General features: G+C 33.7%; 16 protein-coding genes. 1 reads left to right on the top strand and 15 read right to left on the bottom strand.

The genetic code is table 11. From position 1 onward, the window contains the following. Positions 1-9: 9 nt before the first annotated feature. The 8 genes from H4V97_RS15975 to H4V97_RS08505 form a co-directional block, all read right to left on the bottom strand. Positions 10-324, bottom strand: coding sequence for a hypothetical protein (locus H4V97_RS15975; RefSeq protein WP_317196495.1), 315 nt, complete (start codon positions 322-324; stop codon positions 10-12). A 124-nt stretch (positions 325-448) separates the two neighbouring features. Next, a complete protein-coding gene (locus tag H4V97_RS08535) occupies positions 449-1,312 on the bottom strand; it encodes a c-type cytochrome (protein ID WP_196848893.1) in 864 nt (287 codons plus the stop codon). Between the two features lie 185 nt (positions 1,313-1,497). Further along, positions 1,498-1,860 carry a nuclear transport factor 2 family protein gene (locus H4V97_RS08530; protein WP_196848894.1) on the bottom strand — a complete coding sequence of 121 codons (363 nt, stop codon included), beginning with the start codon at positions 1,858-1,860 and terminating at the stop codon, positions 1,498-1,500. An 82-nt stretch (positions 1,861-1,942) separates the two neighbouring features. Beyond that, positions 1,943-2,851 carry a pseudouridine synthase gene (locus H4V97_RS08525; protein ID WP_196848895.1) on the bottom strand — a complete coding sequence of 303 codons (909 nt, stop codon included), beginning with the start codon at positions 2,849-2,851 and terminating at the stop codon, positions 1,943-1,945. A gap of 271 nt (positions 2,852-3,122) precedes the next feature. Next, entirely contained in the window at positions 3,123-4,079 is a 957-nt protein-coding gene (locus H4V97_RS08520; RefSeq protein ID WP_196848896.1) for a geranylgeranylglycerol-phosphate geranylgeranyltransferase, read from the bottom strand. 36 nt (positions 4,080-4,115) lie between these two features. Then, positions 4,116-5,054 carry a mevalonate kinase gene (locus H4V97_RS08515; protein ID WP_196848897.1) on the bottom strand — a complete coding sequence of 313 codons (939 nt, stop codon included), beginning with the start codon at positions 5,052-5,054 and terminating at the stop codon, positions 4,116-4,118. 51 nt (positions 5,055-5,105) lie between these two features. Continuing rightward, on the bottom strand, positions 5,106-5,300 hold the full coding sequence (locus tag H4V97_RS08510) for a hypothetical protein (protein ID WP_196848898.1): 195 nt from the start codon (positions 5,298-5,300) through the stop codon (positions 5,106-5,108). 38 nt (positions 5,301-5,338) lie between these two features. Then, the gene (locus tag H4V97_RS08505; RefSeq protein WP_196848899.1) at positions 5,339-6,421 is read right to left on the bottom strand and encodes a diphosphomevalonate/mevalonate 3,5-bisphosphate decarboxylase family protein; all 1,083 of its coding nucleotides are present in this window, start codon (positions 6,419-6,421) and stop codon (positions 5,339-5,341) included. Between the two features lie 112 nt (positions 6,422-6,533). Here H4V97_RS08505 and H4V97_RS08500 point away from each other — a divergent pair, with 112 nt between their 5' ends. Beyond that, positions 6,534-7,010 (top strand): TspO/MBR family protein, encoded by a 477-nt coding sequence (locus tag H4V97_RS08500; RefSeq protein ID WP_196848900.1) that lies wholly within the window; start codon positions 6,534-6,536, stop codon positions 7,008-7,010. A 65-nt stretch (positions 7,011-7,075) separates the two neighbouring features. On the opposite strand, the gene H4V97_RS08495 is transcribed toward H4V97_RS08500, so the two are convergent. The 7 genes from H4V97_RS08495 to H4V97_RS08465 form a co-directional block, all read right to left on the bottom strand. Next, positions 7,076-7,813 carry a hypothetical protein gene (locus H4V97_RS08495; protein WP_196848901.1) on the bottom strand — a complete coding sequence of 246 codons (738 nt, stop codon included), beginning with the start codon at positions 7,811-7,813 and terminating at the stop codon, positions 7,076-7,078. A 95-nt stretch (positions 7,814-7,908) separates the two neighbouring features. Then, positions 7,909-9,129, bottom strand: coding sequence for an NAD(P)/FAD-dependent oxidoreductase (locus tag H4V97_RS08490; protein ID WP_196848902.1), 1,221 nt, complete (start codon positions 9,127-9,129; stop codon positions 7,909-7,911). A 512-nt stretch (positions 9,130-9,641) separates the two neighbouring features. Continuing rightward, the gene (locus H4V97_RS08485) at positions 9,642-10,049 is read right to left on the bottom strand and encodes a GxxExxY protein (protein ID WP_209549463.1); all 408 of its coding nucleotides are present in this window, start codon (positions 10,047-10,049) and stop codon (positions 9,642-9,644) included. Between the two features lie 105 nt (positions 10,050-10,154). After that, entirely contained in the window at positions 10,155-10,832 is a 678-nt protein-coding gene (locus H4V97_RS08480; protein WP_209549462.1) for a glycerophosphodiester phosphodiesterase, read from the bottom strand. Between the two features lie 295 nt (positions 10,833-11,127). After that, on the bottom strand, positions 11,128-12,798 hold the full coding sequence (locus H4V97_RS08475) for an alpha-amylase family glycosyl hydrolase (RefSeq protein ID WP_209549461.1): 1,671 nt from the start codon (positions 12,796-12,798) through the stop codon (positions 11,128-11,130). A gap of 11 nt (positions 12,799-12,809) precedes the next feature. Further along, positions 12,810-14,687 (bottom strand): glycoside hydrolase family 13 protein, encoded by a 1,878-nt coding sequence (locus H4V97_RS08470; protein ID WP_209549460.1) that lies wholly within the window; start codon positions 14,685-14,687, stop codon positions 12,810-12,812. Between the two features lie 176 nt (positions 14,688-14,863). Further along, entirely contained in the window at positions 14,864-17,167 is a 2,304-nt protein-coding gene (locus H4V97_RS08465) for a glycoside hydrolase family 65 protein (protein WP_209549459.1), read from the bottom strand. Between the last annotated feature and the right edge of the window lie 72 nt (positions 17,168-17,239).

Here is a 17,239-nt window from a genome sequence, read left to right as displayed (position 1 = left end):
TATTTCAACTTACCATTTTATGATTTGATAGCTATTTTTTTCTTCTTCGGATAACTTGGTAGTGTCAATAGTTTGAATTGCTTTTTGATATTTATCAAAAAATGCGGCTTGAGAATTTCGATATCCATCCGTCATATCAAATTGTAACTGATCGTTATATTCGTTTTGACCATTTTGAGTTGCACCCAATGGGTCTAGCACATTTTTGTCGTCAAAATAATTTTTTGTCAAAGCGGTAAAATCTTCTTTTTTGTTGTCGGATTTGCAATTGACCAGTAAAAACGAACAAGTGATTGTAATAAGAATAGCGGTTAATTTTTTCATATTAGTTGATTATTAAATAGTTGTAGCTAATTTATCTATAATAAATGGATTTGAGGTGATTAATTTTGTAATACTTTAGAGTCTTTTTTATTCTAAATTTTTAGTAATGCACTATTTTTGAATTTCAATTTTCATTTTTTAGTTTATGATCAGCCATGTAATTTAAGTAGTAAATAATATCATCGATTTCTTTCTCTTTTAGATTCGGTAAAGTGGGCATTTTAACCCCGTTTCTAAAAGAGGCCGGATTCTTAATGAAGTCTTTTAATTGTTTTTTGTCCCAATATTCGGTGACACTTTTAGGGTAATTTAATTCCGGTCCCATATTTCCACCAATTTTATTTATGGCGTGACAAGTGACGCAGTTTTTTTCGAATAATTCAAATCCTATTTGAGCTTTTTTGTCTTCTTTTGGAAATAATAATGAAACATTTTGACTGTTAGCGACAAGATGGATTTTGATAAGGTTATAGGGCCATTTGAAATCAGTGTCTTTTGTCGATATCCCTTGGTAAATTAAATAGAAAGGCGCGGCTTTCATTCGATGTCCGTCTTTAATAATTTCCGCCCATAATTTCCCTTCTGGTGCATCCACGTCACTAACTGCAATAAACGATTTAGCCGAAATAAATTTTTTCAAAGACATCATCGGTTTATATCCATCTTCACATTCAAAAATTATCTGATACTGGTCCGCCTTTAAGTTTTTTATAGAGGTATAGGTTTTTAATAATTCTGGTAAAGGAACTGTATTGTAATGCTTGGTGCTGTGGTACACAGGGTCATCATAAACAGTTATTATACTTGTCTGTTGAAATTTGCCTTGCTTTTGTAAAGCGACTAAGTCAATCGTTAGAGAGTCCGAATTAGAAATTACAGTCGGGCTTTGTTTAACAGTTTTAACAACTGTTTTCTTTTGAGAATTTTGTTGGCAACTCAAAGCAAAGAAAAATATGAAAACAAGTATTTTGTATCGAAATTGTCGCATTGTTTTTATGGAGATTGATTGTTAATCAATGTCTGCTAATTTACGAGTAAAAATGGATATTTAAAAGTAGATGGTTTTTAACTTGAATCCAGCGTATAAAAAAATCCCATTTGTTCTAAACCAAATGGGATTTTGAAGTTTTATTTTTCTCCAATCTATTAAAAAAGAATTAAAAAAAAGGAATTTTAACCGTGATATACTCGGGAAGCAATTATCTTATTTTCTTTGATATCAAGTACTTCGGCAACAAGCATTTCAGCCTCTCCGTCCACGGTTCTTATGTATTCCATAAAAACGCGATCGCCATTTGCGGTAAGCGAAGTCACTTTGTAGTTTAAAGTTGGTAATCGTTCAAAAGCATCTTTCCACCAGTCTCGTAAGGCTTGTTTTCCCGCAACAAATCCATTTGTTTCGGGCTTATGGATTTTTAGTTTTGGACTAAAATGCACGGCATCATCGTCATATAATGACAATAGTTTTTCTAATTCTTTGTTGTTAAAAGTTTCAAACCATTTAAAAGCAATTGATTGTAATTTTTCTGGTGTCATGGTGGTAGTTTGTATTTTTAATTAAAAAAATCCCATTTCACGTGAAGTGGAATGGGATTTAATATATAATTTCAAAGAAATATTAAACGTTCTTCAAGTTGATAATTTCTTGCTCCGTTAACAATCTCCAATTCCCTCTCGGTAAATTTTTCTTTGTCAATCCAGCAAAAGAAACCCTGTCAATTCTTAAAACATCATAACTAAAATGTTCAAAAATATTTCGAACCACTTTTACGTTAGACGATCTTAATTGCAATCCAATTTCACTTTTCGCTTCACCATCAATATAACTTACATCTTCCACAAAAACGCGGTGTCCGTCAAGCGTTAAACCTTTGTTGATTTTCTCTAAATCTTCAAATTTCAAGTTTTTATCCAGTGAAACTTGGTATATTTTAGATGATTTTTGACTTGGTAAAGTAAACTTACGGATCATATCCGTATCGTTTGTGAACAATAACAAACCAGTTGTATTTTTATCCATTCTTCCTACAGCACCAATTTTTGCAGTAGTAGAACCTTTAACTAATTCCATTACATTACGATATTCCTGACCTTCGTCCATGGCAGTCGTAAAGTTTTTTGGTTTGTTCAGTAAGATGTAAACTTTTTTCTCCGGTGTCAAAGTTGATCCGTCAAAATTCACTACATCACCCGGTTTTACCATATATCCCATTTCGGTAACAGGAATTCCGTTTACTTTTACAGTCCCGGATTGAATGTAAATATCTGCATCACGACGCGAGCACGCACCTGAATTAGCAATATATTTATTTAAACGAATTTCGTCTTTTACTTTTGGTCTCTTCGGAGCCTGATTTGGTTTTTTCTCTACTTTATCAGTAGCAACTTCGGCAACTTTAGTATTTACTTTAACTTTTTTTGGCCCTTGAGCGCGCTTCTGCATGGCAGGTTTTGGCTTATTCGAACTGGGTCTTGAGCTATTTGCTCTAGGTCCACTTTTCTTATTATTGCCCTCCTTGTTATTCATAATATTCCAATAATTTGCGCAAAGATAGTATTTATATACTTGACAAACGATTTTTGACAATTAGAAAACGCTAACTATCTAATTAATAAGCTGATTAAGGAGTGTTGGTTTGGTTTTTTGTAGCTATTTCCCGCTTTCCACTGTATCTTTTTCTTTTTAAAGGAAAAAAGAAAAAGGATGCCGTTTTAATCGGGGCTAACCAAATGGAGAAAGTAGGAGATTTTTTGATGAAACTATTTTCAACCTTTTTTATGATTTTTAGAAGAAAAACCTAAACCATCAACAATAATCTCTTTCCATGCCATAACACACTTGGATTGATCAGTACAATACAAAATACACCAGCTACAATAATGAATTTTAAAACATTATGAAGCAATAGAAATTGTGCTTTTGTATTGGATTTCGATAAATACAACAAGAAGAAAATTAAGATGATAAGACAAGAGTAAAAATAAATATCCATATACCCTACATCGTAAATTTCAATCAAAATATAAACGGGAAAAATGGTTGAAATGGTCAAAATCGTAATCACTTTCTTCGAAATGGATTCACCGTATATAATAGGGATTGTTTTATAATCGTTGGCCAAATCTCCTTTTAAATTCTCTAAATCCTTAATCATCTCCCGAACAAGCAGCAATAAAAATAAAAAAGTGGCATGGGCAAAAATTACAGCAAACTGATTTTTATAAGTCTCAATATCGCTAAATGAAATTTTTGTATAATAATAAAGCAGGATGGCAAAAAAAGGAATAACAGCCAGCAAAGCCGCCGTCAAATTGCCGATTATTGGGTATTTTTTTATTTTATGGGAATAGAACCAAACTGAAAATATGTAAACAGAAATAAATAGAAAAGCACGCCATGAAACAAACATCGACATTAATGCCGCAATAAAATTAAGCGAAAAGTAAACTGTCAGTTTGGTCTTCTGGCTCACTAATCTATCAAGCATAGACTTATTTGGTCGATTGATTAAATCTTTTTTGCTGTCGTAAAAATTATTAATGATGTAACCGGAAGCAATAGTTAAAGAAGATGCAAATACAATTAAGAATAAATTGAAATCCAGTAGTATATCCAAGGCCCTTATCTCTGGCGCCAAAATAAATATCGCTGAAAGATACTGCGCCAAAATAATAATTGGAATGTTGTACCCTCGAACGACAGAGAACAAACTTATAATTTTCATCAATAAAAGTTTGTGCTGCCTACTTAACATTATGATTATTCGAGTTTAAGGTTTGGGTTTAAAGTTTTAAAACTGATAAACTACTTCTAGTTTATAATCTTTCAGAGATAATTTGGCGCGTTCTAAATCCTCAGTGAAACCAAGAATATAACCGCCACCGCCAGAACCACATAATTTCAAATAATAATCGTTCGTGTCAATTCCTTTTTGCCAAATCCCATGAAATTGCTCAGGAATCATTGGTTTGAAATGATTCAAAACTACTTTTGATAATTTTTTGGTATTCATGAACAATGAAATCATGTCGCCACCAAGGAAGTTTTCTACACAAGCATCCGTATGTTTTACAAACTGATTTTTAAGCATGGCACGGAAACCTTTGTCTTTCAGGTTTTCCATAAAAATATTAACCATCGGAGCAGTTTCGCCTACAATCCCTGAATCTAACAAGAATACAGCGCCTTTCCCGTCAAAACTTTGTGTTGGAATTCCGGTTGCTTCAATATTATCGTTAGAATTAATCAGAATTGGAATACTCAAATAACTGTTTAAAGGATCCAAACCAGAACTTTTTCCGTGGAAAAAACTCTCCATTTGAGAAAATATATTTTTTAACTGTAATAACTTTTCACGTGTTAAATTCTCCAGAACCGTGATTTTATTGTGAGCATATTTATCATAGATAGCGGCAACTAATGCGCCACTGCTTCCTACACCATATCCTTGCGGAATACTGGAGTCAAAATACATTCCTGTAGCAACATCACTGTTTAAAGTCGCTAAATCAAAAGTAACTAAACTAGGATGTTCGCTTTGTAAAGTTTCCAAATAGGTAACAAAACGTTTTAGATTCCCGTTAGATTTTATAGCTTCAGCAGAAGGATTTTCGTCTTTTTTAAGGGCGCCGTTGTAAAAGTTATAAGGAATAGACAACCCCTTTGAGTCACGAATAATTCCGTATTCTCCAAAGAGTAATATTTTAGAATAAAATAAAGGTCCTTTCATATTAGGTAGGTAATTAGCAATTTGGGATTGATAATTTGGTTTTGAATAATGTTAAAAATCGACAATATCACCGCGATTTTCTTTTTGTATTACTATATTGATTTCTTCTTGTTGTTCAGGCGATAATTTCTCCCAAACTTCTTTTTTTTCAGACTTGAAGATGTTTTTTATAGCTTCTATTATAGTTTTGTCATCAGTTTCTAATAACATTTTTATCAATTCTAATTTCTCTGATTGAATGTCCATAATTTTAACTATTTAGAAATAAAGGTATTGAAAATTATTCAATTCTCAACAGCGCCACTTCCAATTTGATCACAAATGTACTGACCATTTTGACAATAGCCAACTAATTCGTCCTGAATAAATTGTAATACTTTTGGTTTATCCGTATTTGGATACAAAACATGCACATTTGCACCAGCATCCAGTGTAAAGCAAACAGGGATTTTAGTGTCATTTCTAAATTTCCAAATGGCATTAATGATCTCTAATGTGTTCGGTTTCATTAATATAAAATAAGGCATTGAAGTCATCATCATGGCATGTAAAGTCAAAGCTTCACTTTCCACAATTTTAATGAATTCGTCTAAATTTCCATTTTCGAATATGGTAATTAGTTTGTCCAAGTTTTCGTGCGCTTGCGCAAATCGCCTTTCGGCAAAAGGATGGTCGTGCATCAAATCATGGCCAATGGTGCTAGAAACTTGTTTTTCGCCTTTGTCAACCAGCAGAATCGTATCTTGGTAATTCTTGAAATTAGCGTGAATAGCATTTGGAAATTCCACTCCAAATAAATCCGAACTTCCCTGAATATTCGTGTGATTTCCCCAAACTACCACTTGTCCTTTTACGCTGCGACAAGCACTGCCGGAACCTAAACGAGCTAACATAGATGCTTTTTGAAAAAAATAGTCGTCGGTCATTTCTGGGTTCAACGCTTTTTCTAAACTCATCAAGTTCATCGCTAAAGCCGCCATTCCTGATGCCGAAGAAGCAATTCCAGAACTGTGCGGAAACGTATTTTCCGTGTCAATCGTAAAATGATAGTCCTTCAAAAAAGGCAAATAGATTTCTATTCGTTCCAAAAATTTCTGAATTTTCGGTTTAAAATCTTCTTTTGGTTTTCCTTCAAAAAGCAAATCGAAAGAGAATTCACCATCGTTTTGTTTTATGGCAAAAGCCAGTTTGGTAATCGTTTTGCAATTATTCAACGTAAAACTCACCGAAGGATTGGCTGGAATTTGGTTATTCTTTTTCCCCCAATATTTCACTAGGGCAATATTACTAGGTGCGCTCCATTGGAAACTTCCCTTTTCAATGGAATGTGTATATTTTGATGGAATAAAATCGTTTGCTGAAATCATGAACTTAAAAATTTACGCAAAGATACTTTTTTTGGTTTATCCTGCGATTTGTTTATTTATTGAATTGTACTAAAGTTTTGATTAAATTTGGCCCACATTAGAAAATAGAATTATGACGAAGATTACTCGAATTTTAACGATGGTTGTAACTTGTGTTGCGATTGGTTATTTATCCGGAATGGTTACACGTTCTGCAATAACAACGTGGTATCCCACTTTGATAAAACCAAGTTTTAATCCACCTAATTGGATTTTTAGACCCGTTTGGAGCATGCTTTATATTATGATGGGTGTTGCGGCAGGATTGGTCTGGAACCGAATAGAATTTGAAAAAGAAATCGTAAAAAAAGCGTTGGTTTTATTTGCGATACAATTGGCTTTAAATGCCTTGTGGTCCTATTTGTTCTTTGGATTACACAACCCAATGCTTGCCGGTTTAGAAATCATCGTATTGTGGTTAATGATTTATGAAACCTATATCCAGTTTTCTAAAATCAATAGAATTGCGGGCTATTTGTTCATTCCGTATTTGGCTTGGGTAAGTTTTGCAGCCGTTTTAAACGGAAGTATTTGGTGGCTTAATAGATAGTTGGCAGTTTGCAGTAGCAGTGATCAGTTTGTCTTGTATGAGAAAACTAAATTGTTTTCAAAGTCTTATAGCTTCTTAAATTCAATATTCTTGGTTGATAAAAAATCCATCATCGATAAGATATTGCTGTTCTCTACTAGTAATCTCGATTTTGGGTCAGCATCACAAAATTGAAGAAAAAGGGCTATTTCCTCTGGTTTTAATTTTAAAGTTTGAAGATAAAATTTTTGATCACAGGTGTTTCTTGCTAATGCTGTAAATTCAATTTGAGGAACTTGTTTTTTGACTTCTTCTTTTTCTTTTTTGAATAGTCCTAAAATCATCCCACCAATTCGCATAAAATCCATTCCATTTTCAATAGTTCCATTGTTCATGCCAAGTATTTTTGGGGTTCTTACTGCTTTCTCTAAAGCTAATTTGTCTAGCTTTCCTTGTTCCCAATTTTTATCTTTACTTAATTGTAAAGAAGGCATTTTTGTAACCACAACTTCTTTTAATTGTTCTGGTTTTAGGCTTAGAAAAACAGAAAAAAAAGCTTTGTCTAGAGTCTCTTTTTCTAATAAAATTTTTTGTAGTTCATATTTTTTAGAAATAAATACAAGTAAATCTTTTGCTTTAGCTACAATGGAAAAATTACCATTCCCATCTGAAACGGTCAGTTTTTTGGTGTTTGCATTTATGACTTCCACATCAGGAACAATACTATTTTCAAAATAGATTTTTCCTTTTAGTGTTTTTTCGGTTTGACAGAAACCTAATTGGCAAGTTAATAAGAGCAGAGTACTGAGTAGTTTTATTTTCATAGATTTCTAATAAGCTAGAGGTAAAGTTATCAGATTAGTCTTAAGAAAAACTTAGAAAAGCCGTAAAGTCTTGTTAATTAATTCAAGGTTTTTAATTAAATGCTGTTAGCCACAATAAAGCCACTTGTCCATGCATTTTGAAAGTTAAACCCACCGGTAATCGCATCGATATTGACGATTTCTCCAGCGAAATATAGGTTTTTGTGGAGCTTGCTTTCCATTGTTTTGAAGTTGATTTCCTTTAAATCGATTCCTCCGGCAGTCACAAATTCTTCTTTAAACGTGCTTTTTCCGTTAACTTGAAAAGTTCCATTCGTCAACTGATTGGTCAGGTTTTGTAATTGGAGTTTTGACAAATCTGCCCATTTGGTTTCCACTTCAATTCCCGAAGCGAGGACTAAACTTTCCCACAAGCGATTCGGAAAATCAAAAGGTGATTTTTTGGAAACCGCTTTTTTGGCGTGTTCTTGTTTTAAATCTTTCAAGATTTTTTCGGCTTCATCGTTTTCAACATCATTTAACCAATTCACAAAAATGGTAAATTGATAATTTTTGTCATGCAGGATTCGCGCTCCCCAAGCCGATAATTTTAGTACTGCAGGGCCGCTCATTCCCCAATGTGTAATCAATAAAGGTCCCGTTGAAGTAAGTTTGGTATCTTTTACTTTTACAGTAACCCTTGCAGCAACTCCGGGTAATTCTTTTATTCGTGCATCTTTGATGTTAAAGGTAAATAGGGAAGGTACCGGACTGACAACTGCATGTCCAAAAGTCTGTAGCATTTCCCAGATTTTAGGATTGCTTCCTGTAGCTAGAATCAGTTTTTCGGTGAGGTAATTTTCAGTTTGGGTTTCGATTTTCCAGAGATTTTCACCGGAAACTTCAGGATTGAAAATAGATTGCACGCTTTGTCCAGTAAGCACTGCGATTCCCAGTTTTTGAGTCGCTTGTAGAAAACAATCAATGATGGTTTGTGAGGAATTCGAAACTGGAAACATACGTCCGTCAGCTTCAATTTTGAGTTCCACACCATGTTTCTCAAACCATTCAATCGTATCGCCAGAGCAAAATTGATGAAAAGGTCCACGCAATTCTTTTTCGCCACGCGGATAAAATTTAACCAATTCGTTTGGTTCAAAACAAGCGTGCGTCACGTTGCATCTTCCGCCACCAGAAATACGAACTTTCTGGAGCACTTCTGCGCCACGTTCCAAAATAGCTACTTTCAATTTCGGGTTTTTCTCCACAATATTGATTGCCGTAAAAAATCCTGCCGCGCCGCCGCCTACTATTATTATATCGAAATTTTGATTCATTTTTTCAAACCATTAAGGGAGTTAAGATTTATTAAGTTTAGTCATCATCTAACCTCAAAAAATATTCATTTATCAAAGGTCTTGAGGAATTTGTTATGTTGGGTGTTTTAAATTAATAAGCAATCTTCTTTTTTGTCATAAACTCGACTATTTACCTGGTTACTTAATTCACTTCATGGTATAATATTAAACCTTATTTGGAAAAACGGGACTAAGAATATTATAATTCTGGTTCATTTTTTTTAAACCATGAAGTGAGTTAAGATTTATTAAGTTTAGTCATCAGCTAGCCTTGAAAAATATTCATTTATCAAAGGTTTTGAGGATTTTGTTATGCTGGGTGTGTTAAATTAATAAGCAATCTTCTTTTTTGTCATAAACATGACTATTTACCTTGTTACTTAATTCACTTCATGGTTTAAAATTAAACGCTACTTGGAAAAACGGGACTAATAATATTATAGTTTCGTTTCATTTTTTTAAACAATTAAGTGAGTTAAGATTTATTAAGTTTAGTCATCAGCAAGCCTCGAAAAATATTCATTTATCAAAGGTTTTGAGGATTTTGTTATGTTTGTAGTATTAAAATTAATAAGTAATCCTTGGGGAATACTTAATAGTTTCATGTAGGTTAATAGTTTGGCTTCATCGATTGGGTGAAATTTTTCAACTGTTTTTAACTCAACAATAATACAATCATTTACTAATAAATCCAATCGTAATGGATGCGCTAATTCTAAATCATAGTAATCGATTTCTATATTAAATTGTTGCTTAACATTGTACCCATTTTTTTCTAGCTCATATTTTAAGCATTCTTCATAAATTTTTTCCAATAAACCCGGCCCTAGTTTTTTGTGAACTTTTATGGCATATCCAATAATTTCATAGGATAATTGAGTTACTTCTTTTTTTGTCATAAACTGAACTATTTACCTCTTTACTTAATTGACTTAACTCCCTTAATGGTTTAAAAATAAAATCTTATTTGTAAAAAACTGTACTAGTAATGACGAAAATCTGGTTCATATTCTATTTGGGAAATCAGTGATGATTCCGTTTACTTTAAATGCTATTATTTTTTGAATGTCTTCTATTTCATTGATGGTCCAAGGGAAAACCTGAATTCCTTTTTCCTGTATTTTCGCCGTGTTTTCTTTAGTCAATAAATGAAAATGAGGGTGAATGGATTTTGCCTGTATGAATTTGGCGAAAGCCAAAGCCAAATCTAAATCGGTTTCAGTTAAAACGCCAATCTGGATTTTGTCATTTAAAAACCGAACTTGTTGAAGCGCATTCCAATCGAAACTGGAAACTAAAAAATGGTCGTAACGCCAATTTTTTTTCGAAACATACTTCTCAATTAACTTCACTACTTTGGTTGCTGTATCGTAATTTTTTAATTCAATATTGATAAAACAGTGTTGGTTTACTAAGTCAAATACTTCTTGGAGCGTAGGAATCTCTTGTTCGTTTATAATTCGAACTTGTTTCAATTCGCGCAAAGATAGCTGATTTACAAAACCAATTCCGTTGGTCGTTCGGTCAATTGTTTCGTCATGAATAACCATCAATTCCCCATCAGCGCTCAAATGTACGTCCAGTTCTATTCCGTCCACTTGCATGTTCAATGCTTTTTGGAAAGAAAGTAAGGTGTTCTCCGGTTCATATCCTTTTGCGCCACGATGTCCGATTTTGAGCATTGCTATTTATTTTTGGTAAAGGTAAACATAAAAAAAACGCCTTTATTTCTAAAGACGTTTGGATAAAATTATTTTTAAAAATTAATCTGTTTGGTATAATTCAATTTGTTTTATTTTTTTAACCACATAGAAACATAGATTTTGATATTTTGAAAGGCATTTCACTTTTTTAGAGAAAACCATACTATGTGAATCCAAGAATTGGGCTATAACACTCTTTCTTCTATGTTTCTATGTGGTTGAATTTTTATTTATTAGATTGAATTTTTTATTAATTATATCCGACGGGTTAAAATTATTTTTTCAATTCTAATAAAACAATATCAAATTCAGAATCGATATTAGCTTTCCCATTCAAAACCGTAGTTTCTTTTCCGGAATAGGCATCTTTTACTTTTGTTCCATCTTTGAAAATAGATCCAACAGTAATTATTTTTTGACCTAATGGCATATCAAGTCCTACTACAACTTTATCTATGAAATCTCCTTTTGTAAATGTTCTGCTAAAAGTATACGGTTGAGCCGAAATTTCTTTGTGAATTCCTGCTCCAACAGCGGGATGATTTTTTCTGAATTGTCCTAATTTTTGCCAGTGCAAAAGTGTTTTTTGTGTTTCCGGATTTGATTTAATTTCGTCCCAATTCATGAACGAACGCAAAGTGGCATCGCCTTGAGTACCTTCAACTACTAAAGAACGCGCGCTTTCATCACCATAATACACTTGAGATAATCCGGGTGAAAGTAAAAGTTTTGTTCCGGCTTCTTTGCTTTTGGTACGTTTGGCATCAAAAGGGCCTCCGTCATCATGCGAGGATAAATAATTTAAAACGCTATATCCTTTCAATTCGCCATTTAAAATATTGGAATATTTGGAAAATATAAATTCATAGTCTTTTTGAGCATCCCATTTGAATTCAAAATTGATCATGTTATTGAAACCATTTTGATAATAATTGACTTTTTTATCTCCAAAATCAAAATTTTGTCCGCCACTGACACCATAATTGTACACTTCGGCAATCGTGTAAAACGCATTATTATCTAACACTTTTGTCGGATTGTTTTTCTTCCAATTTGTGAAAGCATAATTACATTGTGTCTTGAAATCGGCCCAAACGGTTTCGTCCGTGTGTTTCACGGTATCGCCTCGGTAACCGTCAATTCCATAATCGGCAATATAATCAGTCAACCATTTGATGATGTAATATTTGGGTGCTCTAGGATAACCGGTACGGGCAAAAAACGCGTCCAGTTCTTTAGTTTCTTGTTCGTAACGTCCTTCTTTTTTCCATTTTTCGATTAAAAAAGGAGGTAGCGCTACATTTTCCATGCTTTCCGTTTTTACATCCGGAAGATTGGCTACTAATGTGCATGAAGTGGTGTTTTTATAATTCTTATAATCACAGTTTGGTCCTGTTCTTACCCAGTCATTCGGCCAAACTGTATCTTCAGCGGTAACCGGTCCGGTATGATTTATTACGCCGTCAAGGATTATTCTAATTCCATGAGCATGTGCTTTTTCGACTAATGCTTTTAAGTCTTCTTTTGTTCCAAAGTTAGGGTCCAAGTTCGACCAATCTCTTGCCCAATAGCCATGAAAACCATAACTCAAACCCGTTCCTTCATCGACACCATCGTGAATTTGTTCGACAATTGGTGTAAACCAAATCGCATTTATTCCCAATTTATCAAAGTAACCTTCGTCTATTTTTTTAGCAATTCCTTTGATATCACCCCCTTCAAAACCACGTAGTTTACCTGTTTTTTTTGTTCGGTTGAATGTAAGATCATTTGATGTATCTCCGTTGTTAAAACGGTCTGTCATTAAAAAGTATACGTTTGCACCTTCCCACACAAAGGGAGTTTTGCTAGTATTTTTGTTGCTTTCTGTCATAGTTTTTGTAGTGGTACAACTCGTGAAAATTGCCATTGCTGCCAGTAAAAACGGGATTGAATATTTTTTCATTTTATATTTTTTTATTTCAACTCTAAAATTAAAACTGATTTTGGTTCAAGGGTAATTTCGTTGGTAACATCAAATGTTAATTCCGAAATTACATCCTTTCCGGTTTTAAAATTTTTGATATTTTCTTTAAAACGATGTGTGTTTATTTTATGGGTTTCCTTACTGTTGTTTATTAAAACCATAACCGTTTCATTGGTATTGTATCTAAAATAAACATAAACATTGTTCTCCGGAATGTAATGGGTCATTTTTCCAAAATGTACTACTGATTTGGTTTTTCTCCAATTGAATAACTTGGCAGTGAAATCAAAATATTCACTTTGCCCCAGAGTTCTTCCTTCTTTGATGAAAGCATTGTTCTGATCGCCTTCCCAACCGCCTGGAAAATCTTGGCGAATATCCGCATCACCTTTGTTTTTATCGCCAATCATGCCTATTTCGCTTCCGTAATACAATTGTGGAATGCCGCGAACCGTTGCCAACAAAGTCATTGCCATTTTGTATTTTCTGATGTCGTTTCCGTAGGTCTGATTGAATCGATTGGTATCGTGATTTTCGACAAAAACCAACAGATTATTGCTATTTGGATATAGAAAATCATTGGTGAAATTGTCATACAATTTTATTATTCCTTTGTCCCAGGAACCGTCATCTTCGTTAAAAACTTTTGTCGTTGCTTCGTATAAAGTAAAATCCATGACACTTGGCAAATAGGAATTGTAATTTTGAATTTGGCTTATTTTACTGTCTTTTTGCCAATATGCCATTTGCGCCTGACTTTGCATCCAAACTTCCCCAACAATATTAAAATTTGGATATTCGTCGGTTATGGATTTTGTCCATTTTGCAATTCCTTTTGGATCAGAATAATTATAAGTGTCGACTCTGAATCCATCCAAATCAGCATATTCAATCCACCAAATCGCATTTTGAATCAGGTATTTTAAAGTTAAAGGGTTCGCTAAATTTAAATCAGGCATTGAAGTTGCAAACCATCCGTTTAAACAAGTTTCTGTGTCAATTTTTGAAGCATGGGTATCGTGGATAACCGTTCTTTTATGATTGGTTTGGGTGTAGTTTTCAAATTGGTTAATCCATCCATTAGTAGGTAAATCTTTCATCATCCAATGTTCGATTCCCCAGTGATTGACTACATAATCCATTACCAATTTCATATTTTTTTTATGCATTTCAGAAGCCAGTCGTACGTAATCTTCATTAGTTCCGTAACGGGGATCAATTTTATACACATCAGATTGGCCATACGTGTGATACGAAAAAGCGGCATCATTATCCTCGCAAAGCGGTGTACTCCATACAGTGGTGGCGCCTAATGCCGAAATGTAATCCAAGTTTTTTATGATACCTTCAATATCACCGCCGTGTCTTCCGCCCGGTAATTCTCTGTTGTATTTCTCTTTGGTCGCATCTTCTGAGTCGTTATTCCTATTTCCGTTTGCAAAACGATCGGGCATCAATAAATACATCATGTCTGACGAGTCAAAACTTTTGCGTTGAGCAGAATTTTCTCTTCTTTTCTTCAAAGAATATTTCTGTGTAAAACTTTCTTTTTTGCTGTTTTTAAATGTGAAAACTAAATCTGAAACGGGAACTTTTTTGGTGTTAATGGTAACAAAAAGATAGTTGGGATTTTCAGTTTTTGTAACGTTAGTAATAACAATTGAATTAGAAACTGCAACTTGATATTGCGCTATGTTTTTACCATAAAACATGATTTGCAGTTCTGGATTTTGCATTCCTGCATACCAAAAAGGCGGTTCCACTTTGTCGATTTGAGCGTTTAAGGTTAAAGACATAAAAAAAAGGAAGATGGTTATTTTTTTTAAGAAGCTCTTATTTTGTAACGATAAAGGAATGATTTTATTCATTATGAAATCTATTTTAGTGTATTAAAATTTTTCGCCAACTTCAATCAAATGGAAGCTTTTTTTGTTTTGATACCCTATTTTAAGTAAACAATCCCAATAATTATTGGGATTGCTGGTTAGCCATAGGGCTTTTTTTAAGTGATAGAATTAACTACAAGTTCTAACAATTAAGTTGTTTATACGGTAACCGATTTTTTAGCAGAAACCAATACGGTTTTGCCATTAACGACAATTGATAAATCAGCTTGGCCGTCAATCGAAAATGAAGTTTCCTTGTGGTTAATGTCTACTTTCAAAATTTGATTTCTGAAATTTATTTTAAACGAATAACCAGTCCATTCTTTTGGAATTTTTGGAGAAAAATGAAGTTTGTCCTCTTTAACTCTCATTCCGCCAAAACCTTCTACGATACTCATCCAAGTTCCTGCCATTGAAGTTATGTGACAACCTTCCTCCACTTCTTTGTTATAATCATCTAAATCTAAACGAGAAGTTCTCAAATAGAAAGTGTAAGCCATATCCATTTTGTCTAAAACGGCCGCTTGAATGGAATGCACGCAAGGCGAAAGTGAACTTTCATGAACCGTAAAGGATTCGTAAAATTCGAAATTCCGTTGTAATTCTTCTTTTGAGAAATGTTCTTCAAAGAAATAAAAACACTGTAAAACGTCCGCTTGTTTGATGTAAGGAGAACGTAAAATTCTATCCCAAGACCATTTTTGGTTAATTGGTCTTTGGCTTTTGTCCAAATCAGCAACTTTAACTAATTCTTTATCCAAGAATCCGTCTTGTTGTAAGTAAACTTGATGTTCTTCGGAATAAGGGAAGTACATATTGTCAGCCACTTTTTTCCAAGATTGCAGTTCCGCATCCGAAATTTTTACTTTTTCGGTAATTCTTTTATGGTCTGAAGGATATTCTAATGACACTTTTTGAATTTGTTCAAACGTATAATCCAAACACCATTTGGCAATATAATTGGTGTAGAAATTATTGTTTACGTTGTTTTCGTATTCGTTTGGTCCCGTAACGCCAAGGATAACATATTTATCAAGATTAGTTGAAAAATTAGCTCTTTGATGCCAGAAACGAGCAATACCGATTAGTACTTCCAATCCTTTTTCGGGAATATAACTGTAATCTCCGGTAAATCTATAATAGTTGAAAATGGCAAAAGCAATGGCTCCATTTCTATGAATTTCTTCAAAAGTAATTTCCCATTCATTATGGCATTCTTCTCCATTCATGGTCACCATTGGATACAAAGCCGCTCCATTAGTAAACCCTAATTTAGCAGCATTTTCAATAGCTTTGTCCAGTTGATTGTATCGATACGTCAATAAGTTTCGGGCAACTTGCTGGTCTTTCGTAGCCATATAAAACGGAATACAATACGCTTCGGTATCCCAATAAGTCGATCCGCCATATTTTTCTCCGGTGAAGCCTTTTGGTCCAATATTCAAACGAGAATCTTTTCCTAAATAAGTTTGGTTTAACTGAAAAATATTGAAACGAATTCCTTGTTGTGCTTTTACATCTCCATCAATCGTGATATCTGACATTTCCCAAATTTTTGCCCAAGCATCAATTTGATCTTGCAGCATTTGGTCATATCCTTTTGCAAGTGCAGTTTGGATTATATTTTCGGCGGCACTACTAGTATTTTCGTGGTTCAATGAAACCGTGTAACCACCAATTTTTTGGATAGATGATTTTTGGCCTTGAGCCACATTAACTTCATAACTGAATTGAATCTTGTCCTTAACAGCATCAACTTTTGAAGGGAAAATAGTTAATTTCTCATCATCAGCCAAAATGCTATTTTGCATAAAAGTCGTTACTTTGAAATGCGTTTTGAATGTTTGCGCCGTTACAAAAGCTTCGTTTTCTGATTTTTTCACCTCCAATGGTCTCCAGAATTTTTCTTCCCAGTTCGCATCTTCATTGGTTACACCTGCATCAATATACGGTTTGTAAATTATTTTAGCATCCTTGTTCAAAGGAGTGATTTCATAATTAATGATTCCAACTTCATCTAAAACGATAGAAAGGAAACGACGGATATTTACTGAAATCTCCGTTCCGTTTTTAAGAGTTGCTTCAAAAGAACGGTGATACCAACCTTCTTTCATATTCAATTCACGGCGAAAGTTTTTAACCTCCGAGCACGTATTCAAATCAAGATTTTCTCCGTTGATTTCGATGTCAATTCCAATCCAATTTGGAGCATTCAAAACTTTGGCAAAATATTCCGGATATCCATTTTTCCACCAGCCCACTTTAGTTTTGTCAGGATAATATATTCCGGCAATATAACTTCCTTGAAATGTTTCACCAGTGTAATTTTCTTCAAAATTTGCACGTTGTCCCATCGCTCCGTTACCAATGCTGAAAAGACTCTCAGATGATTTTACGCTCTCTACGTCAAATCCTTCTTCAATGATCGACCAATTATCGGGTTTTATATAATCTTGATTCATTTTTTTCTTTCTGTTTAAAGTTTAAAGTTTCCAGTTGTCTCGAAAACTTTAAGAATTCTAAATTTTATTTTC

This window comes from Flavobacterium sp. CG_23.5 (assembly GCF_017875765.1).
Classification (GTDB): Bacteria; Bacteroidota; Bacteroidia; order Flavobacteriales; family Flavobacteriaceae; genus Flavobacterium.
This window is presented reverse-complemented; position numbering and strand designations above follow the sequence as displayed.

Coding starts and splice junctions, on each gene's coding strand:
- H4V97_RS15975 (WP_317196495.1), bottom strand. CDS start 324: ATGAAAAAATTAACCGCTATTCTTATTACAATCACTTGTTCGTTTTTA.
- H4V97_RS08535 (WP_196848893.1), bottom strand. CDS start 1,312: ATGCGACAATTTCGATACAAAATACTTGTTTTCATATTTTTCTTTGCT.
- H4V97_RS08530 (WP_196848894.1), bottom strand. CDS start 1,860: ATGACACCAGAAAAATTACAATCAATTGCTTTTAAATGGTTTGAAACT.
- H4V97_RS08525 (WP_196848895.1), bottom strand. CDS start 2,851: ATGAATAACAAGGAGGGCAATAATAAGAAAAGTGGACCTAGAGCAAAT.
- H4V97_RS08520 (WP_196848896.1), bottom strand. CDS start 4,079: ATGTTAAGTAGGCAGCACAAACTTTTATTGATGAAAATTATAAGTTTG.
- H4V97_RS08515 (WP_196848897.1), bottom strand. CDS start 5,054: ATGAAAGGACCTTTATTTTATTCTAAAATATTACTCTTTGGAGAATAC.
- H4V97_RS08510 (WP_196848898.1), bottom strand. CDS start 5,300: ATGGACATTCAATCAGAGAAATTAGAATTGATAAAAATGTTATTAGAA.
- H4V97_RS08505 (WP_196848899.1), bottom strand. CDS start 6,421: ATGATTTCAGCAAACGATTTTATTCCATCAAAATATACACATTCCATT.
- H4V97_RS08500 (WP_196848900.1), top strand. CDS start 6,534: ATGACGAAGATTACTCGAATTTTAACGATGGTTGTAACTTGTGTTGCG.
- H4V97_RS08495 (WP_196848901.1), bottom strand. CDS start 7,813: ATGAAAATAAAACTACTCAGTACTCTGCTCTTATTAACTTGCCAATTA.
- H4V97_RS08490 (WP_196848902.1), bottom strand. CDS start 9,129: ATGAATCAAAATTTCGATATAATAATAGTAGGCGGCGGCGCGGCAGGA.
- H4V97_RS08485 (WP_209549463.1), bottom strand. CDS start 10,049: ATGACAAAAAAAGAAGTAACTCAATTATCCTATGAAATTATTGGATAT.
- H4V97_RS08480 (WP_209549462.1), bottom strand. CDS start 10,832: ATGCTCAAAATCGGACATCGTGGCGCAAAAGGATATGAACCGGAGAAC.
- H4V97_RS08475 (WP_209549461.1), bottom strand. CDS start 12,798: ATGAAAAAATATTCAATCCCGTTTTTACTGGCAGCAATGGCAATTTTC.
- H4V97_RS08470 (WP_209549460.1), bottom strand. CDS start 14,687: ATGAATAAAATCATTCCTTTATCGTTACAAAATAAGAGCTTCTTAAAA.
- H4V97_RS08465 (WP_209549459.1), bottom strand. CDS start 17,167: ATGAATCAAGATTATATAAAACCCGATAATTGGTCGATCATTGAAGAA.